The organism is Candidatus Ancaeobacter aquaticus (assembly GCA_030765405.1).
In the GTDB taxonomy this organism is placed as follows: Bacteria; Auribacterota; Ancaeobacteria; order Ancaeobacterales; family Ancaeobacteraceae; genus Ancaeobacter; species Ancaeobacter aquaticus.
Genome location: JAVCCP010000082.1, coordinates 1 through 5,409 on the forward strand (window position 1 = coordinate 1; position 5,409 = coordinate 5,409).

At 34.1% G+C, this 5,409-nt stretch carries 5 protein-coding genes; all 5 read left to right on the top strand.

All coding sequences use genetic code 11. From position 1 onward, the window contains the following. Nucleotides 1-114: 114 nt before the first annotated feature. Nucleotides 115-483, top strand: coding sequence for a hypothetical protein (locus P9M13_11105; protein MDP8263832.1), 369 nt, complete (start codon nucleotides 115-117; stop codon nucleotides 481-483). Nucleotides 484-595: 112 nt separating this feature from the next. Next, complete coding sequence (locus tag P9M13_11110) at nucleotides 596-1,072, top strand: hypothetical protein (protein MDP8263833.1); 477 nt, start codon at nucleotides 596-598, stop codon at nucleotides 1,070-1,072. Between the two features lie 84 nt (nucleotides 1,073-1,156). Further along, nucleotides 1,157-3,706, top strand: a complete 2,550-nt coding sequence (locus tag P9M13_11115) for an AAA family ATPase (GenBank protein MDP8263834.1) — start codon at nucleotides 1,157-1,159, stop codon at nucleotides 3,704-3,706. Between the two features lie 223 nt (nucleotides 3,707-3,929). Continuing rightward, a complete protein-coding gene (locus tag P9M13_11120) occupies nucleotides 3,930-4,631 on the top strand; it encodes a hypothetical protein (GenBank protein MDP8263835.1) in 702 nt (233 codons plus the stop codon). A gap of 173 nt (nucleotides 4,632-4,804) precedes the next feature. Beyond that, on the top strand, nucleotides 4,805-5,409 hold a 605-nt coding region (locus P9M13_11125; protein ID MDP8263836.1), incomplete at its 3' end, for a hypothetical protein.

Sequence of the window (5,409 nt, forward strand, 5' to 3'; positions counted from 1 at the left end):
CGAGGAAGATGGTCTTATATTTGTTTCCTGTGTAGATTGTTCCTTTTGTGAATGTTAGCAGTTTTTCTTATTGAGGGCTGCGCATTCATTATCACGCAGAGAGAGGAGTTCGTTATGTTATATATATTTACTGTTTTGCGTTTCTGTTTTTGGGTTTTTGTAGGTATGTTTGGGATTGCTCCTAGAGATGTTAGGAGGAAGGGTAGTTATTTGTATAAGGATGTTACTGATGATGGTGGTATATATCATTGGAGACGTACTATTAATAGAGATTATAGAAGATATTATCGTTTTATACGTCAGCATGGTGGTGTTGAGGGGTTCCTTAGTGCGCCCTGGCATCCATGGTTTTGTTATCGCATAGCTACGGAGACAGGGTTATGGGAGTTTGATACTAGAGATAGTAGTTATCGTCTTTTACAGTTGAGGGGTAAAAATATTTACCCCTCAAAATACTCTAAGTTCATAAAATCATTTCTGTAATTCTTGTTTTTCCCTTTGGCTTTAGGTCAGCTTCGCGTTGGTGAATACGTAGATATTGTTACAACACTAAATCTTGTTGACTTGTACATTACAATGATATATAACGCAAAATATGCAAATGAATCCAAAATATTACTATGATAGCTTTGTCAAGCCAAACTATGACGAATTCTGTGATGATGAGGGAAGTATAAGGAAGGCATTTAATGCGATTCTCAGCCTTTTTCATATGACAGATAACTATTTTAACTATTATAAACGTAGAGGGGATCCTAGAGTTGCTCTGTTTGGTGAGTTAAAAGACTTTCAAAAACACATGGATGGAATTACGCCATATTTCAATGATGTTCAGAGTATGGCCAATGCATATAAACACTTATATGCTAATTCTGGCAAGGCTCATGTTACTGTTGCTTCTGGCGGAGCTGTTTACGTTGAAGAAATTTCAGAAAATGACACCAGTTTAGATAATATTAACTTTGGGGGTAGTGTTTACACCGTTTATTATTTAAAAAAAGATGGTAATAGCATGCCGGTCATGGATGCTTTAAGTGGTATGATTAAAGCGTGGAAAAACTTACTTCAATAGATGTTCTAGTCGAAGACTGTGTGGGTGTGCAAAGAAACTATTTGTTTTTTACTCTAGACTGTAATTGAATGAAAGAGGTAATTTATGATCTGTAAAAGTGGTTCGGTGTGGCGAAAATGGGATTTACATTTCCATACACCATCATCATATGACTATGAAAATAAAGGTATTGCGAATGAGAAAATAATCGAGGTGCTGAAAGAAAGTGAAATTGCAGTTGTCGCGATAACTGATCATCATTTTATCGATGTAAAACGAATACATAAACTGCGAGAGCTGGCTAAGGGGGAGATAACAATATTACCAGGGATCGAGTTGCGTTCTGAATTGGGTGGGAGTACATCTATCCATTTTGCAGGAATATTCTCAGAGAATTCAGATATAGATACTATTTGGACAAAGTTGCAGGGGCAACTTCATTTAACGCCTAATGATGTTAAGGTAAAAGGTAACGATAAGGTATATTGTGATTTAGAAAAAGCAGCCAAGCTTATTTCTGAATTAGGGGGCATTGTAACAATTCATGCTGGGTCAAAAAGCAATACTATTGAGAAAATAACAAATGCTCTCCCATACAAAGAAGCAGTAAAAGAAGATATTGTAAAATCCATTAATGTTTATGAAGTTGGGAAGATTAGCGATATCGATGGGTACCGCACAAAAGTATTTCCGAGTATTAAGCGTGTAATACCAATGATTATTTGCTCTGATAATCACAATATCAATAAATATGCTTTAAAAAATAACTGTTGGATTAAAGCTGATCCGACATTTGAAGGGTTAAGACAAATTATTTATGAGCCTTCTAGTCGTATTTGTATTCAAGAAACAAAACCACGAGAGCCACTTTACAAATTGGAAAAAGTCGTATTTGACTTTCCTCTGGGCGTAAAAATCGTTGAGGAACCTTTTTGTTTAGAAGGGAAACATGAAATGTATTTTAACCCTCACTTGAACTGTATTATCGGGGGTAGAGGCACAGGTAAAAGCACAATATTAAATCTGATAAGTGAGAAACTAAGACCTGGGTCAACAGTATTCTTTAAGGAAATGATGGAAGAACGTAAACTAAGAATTCCAGATAGCAAAAGTATTTATGATTGTGTATTTGTAGATGATGACAAAGAAGAAAAATATATAGAATTTTTGAGTCAAAATGAGATAGAAACATTTGCTTTAGATCATAAGAAGTTTACCGATGCAATATATCAACGATTAGAAAAGTTAGATAAAAACGATTGTCTTAAGAATCTAGAAAATAAAGTTGGAGAGGAAATAAAACAAATTGATGAACAGATTGATCGTATCTTTGATAGAGCAACAAAAGAAAAAGAGATTTCCGATACGAGCAAAGAACTCGAAACTAATAAGAAATTAGTATCGTCATTACAAACGGATAAATATATAGAGCTAAGCGATAATCTGTCAAAATATGATAAAGACTTAAGATGCATTGATGTTAGTAAGCAAAAATTAGATTCATTTGTAGTAGATTTAGAAACTATTGTTGAAAAACATAAGAAAAGTGATGATGTGGTTCATAATACATATGGAGAAGCATATACCAAAGAAATTAGCAGAGCGTCGAAGGTGTTAGAGGAATTAAAAAAACAAGATTATGCAGATATAATACGACATCGTGAGAAATTGGTTAGGGAAATTAAAGATACTCGTAATGATTTAGAGAAATATTTAGAAGAACAAGGAGTTGTAAGAGAAGACCTAACCGATATAGCTTATGCAAACTCAAAAATTAATGAGCTAACTGTAAATCTTGAAGAGTTAAAGAATATAGCTCGGGATTTAGATGATAAAATATCAGACTTCAGTCCGGAGAAAATAGATGATGTGAAAAAAGAATTAGAAAATGAGATTAAGGCGCAGCTTGCACCGATATCAAAAAGATTGGAAATCCTAGGAGAGGAGGTTAAGCCGATATCGCTTCTCTATGGATTTCATGATGTAGATGCAAAAACTGTTTTGTTAAAGGAATTTCAACAAATATTTGTTTCTGACGAAAAAGAAATGCCAAAAAATGATATTTTGGCTGATTATTTATTTAAGATGCAGCCACTTGACGTTATGCAAAAAGATGAATTTATCGAGGCGATCAAGAATGGTAAGGAAAAAAACTTTATAAAAACGCAGAAATATCTTTTTGATACATTCAGTTATGACAGAAATTTTGAAATTTATAAGCTTCTAATTAAGAAAGTTTATGGAGACGTAAAACGCTTTAAGGTGATTAAAGTACTGTATGATGGTAAATCTCTCAACGATTCATCCTTTGGGCAGCGATGCACCGCTGCAATTGTTATTTTACTCATACTTGGAAATACTCCAATAATGATTGATGAACCAGAAGCTCATTTAGACAGCGCTCTTATTTCTAAGTATCTCGTCAAGTTAATAAAGGAAAAGAAGCAGACGAGACAAATTATTTTTGCAACTCACAATGCTAATTTTGTCGTCAATGGTGATGCCGAGTTAATTCAGTGTCTTGATATGGTGAATAAACATACGACGATAATTGACATGACGATAGAAGACCTTGATCATAGAGAGAAATTATGGGAATTGGAGGGTGGCGAGGAGGCATTTAAGCAACGTGGTGACAAGTATAGTGTGGAGTAATATTATAAGAAATGACATTGTGTTACTATGATTAAATTCTGAGAGCCTGATGTTGTGTGCGCTAAATGTGGTATCGATGTTATAAGATTAAAATAGTTAAGAGTTTAAAGAATTGAAAATGTTACTATTGTATTTATGGTACATAAAATACATATAAAAAAGAAACTTATAATTTGCTGGGAATTCGGGAAAAATACTTGAATTGTGTGAGGGAAAACAAAAAATGAATCAACAACAGATTGTTAAAGATATTTATAAGATTAATAAGCGAGTCTGTTTAAATTTATGGAACGTTGCTAATGTTAACAGCAAATTAAATGGTCTATCACCACACCTGATTTTACCACAAAAAAGAAGTGGCGAAATACGCGTAAGCGAGCAAGAAGCCAGAGTGTTGTATTGCAGTGTGTTAAATAATTTGAATTATTTCTATTCGATAGAGACCCCAACGGAGAATGTGTACCAGCAAAAAGGGAAAACCCCAGTGAGTGCATCTACTGATTTAAGTATGTTCATCAATAATGATAATACATTTGAGAAAGTGGTTAATGTTGAGTTTAAAGCCCATAACCCACAAGTTGAAGATATTAGAAAAGATATTGAAAAGCTTATAAGAGAAAATATAGCTGGAAATTGGTTCCATACTTTAAAAAACATCGGCAATAAAACTATTCCAACGTTATTTGATAAATTTAAAGATTCATTTCAGAAATGTTCTAAAAATATAACTAAAAAAGTATCTTTTGTATTTTGTTTTTGTGTGCTTGAAAAGAAATGGGCATGCACAAAAGAGTTTAGTTTTGATCCAAGCCATGATGATTTATCAACGTATATCAATGATTTCTTTGATCTTGAATATTCAGCAACAGCAAAATCAGGTTCTGTAAAAATCAATAAACTCAAGGGTTGGACATTGATTGAATAAATAATTTTTAAGCTAACAAGGTGTTGCTTCTAACCTTTTTTCTGATTATACAAATTTTTAAAGGGGTCAACTCCCTTTTAAAACAGTTTTATGTGTACTGCCTCAACTGTCATGCAGAGTTGCATGACAGGGAAGGGTGGGTTCACGAGAACGGAAAACGGAGGAGAAAATAAATGCACGAATTATATTTCGAGAAATGGATCGAATCATATTCGGAGTCTCTTCGCGGCGAATTTCACCGCGATGGTGTCATTAATGAAGAAGTCTTCTCAAATGAGAAGAGAAGAATCTTATTTGTCACCAAAGAACCTAATAGTAAAGATGGAAATTATGACAAATATAAGGGTGCTGATCTTCGCAAGATATGGGGTGAAATATGCTTAAAGAAACCGTTTGATCGCAACATAGCGAGGTGGACTCGAATAATATGCGATGGCGATGATCCCGGTGGCTCTGTTTCTTGGCAAGATATTGCTCGTACTATGCAGCGAGTCGCGATTATCAATTTGAAGAAATTGGCGGGATCGGGTAGTGAGAATAGGGAAGAGATTTGTTTGTATTCTTATAACGATAGAGAATTTATCAGAAAACAAATTGAATTGATTAATCCCAATGTAATTATCGCGTGCGGTAAAGATGGACTTGTGTTCAGAATGTTATGGCGAATAATGTATGAGAAAGGCAAAATCTGTTTTCCTGCAGCTATAACGAAAGAATTTCTAGTTTGCATACAAGGGCGGAATATCCCTGTATTTTGTACATATCATCCGTCCTTGCG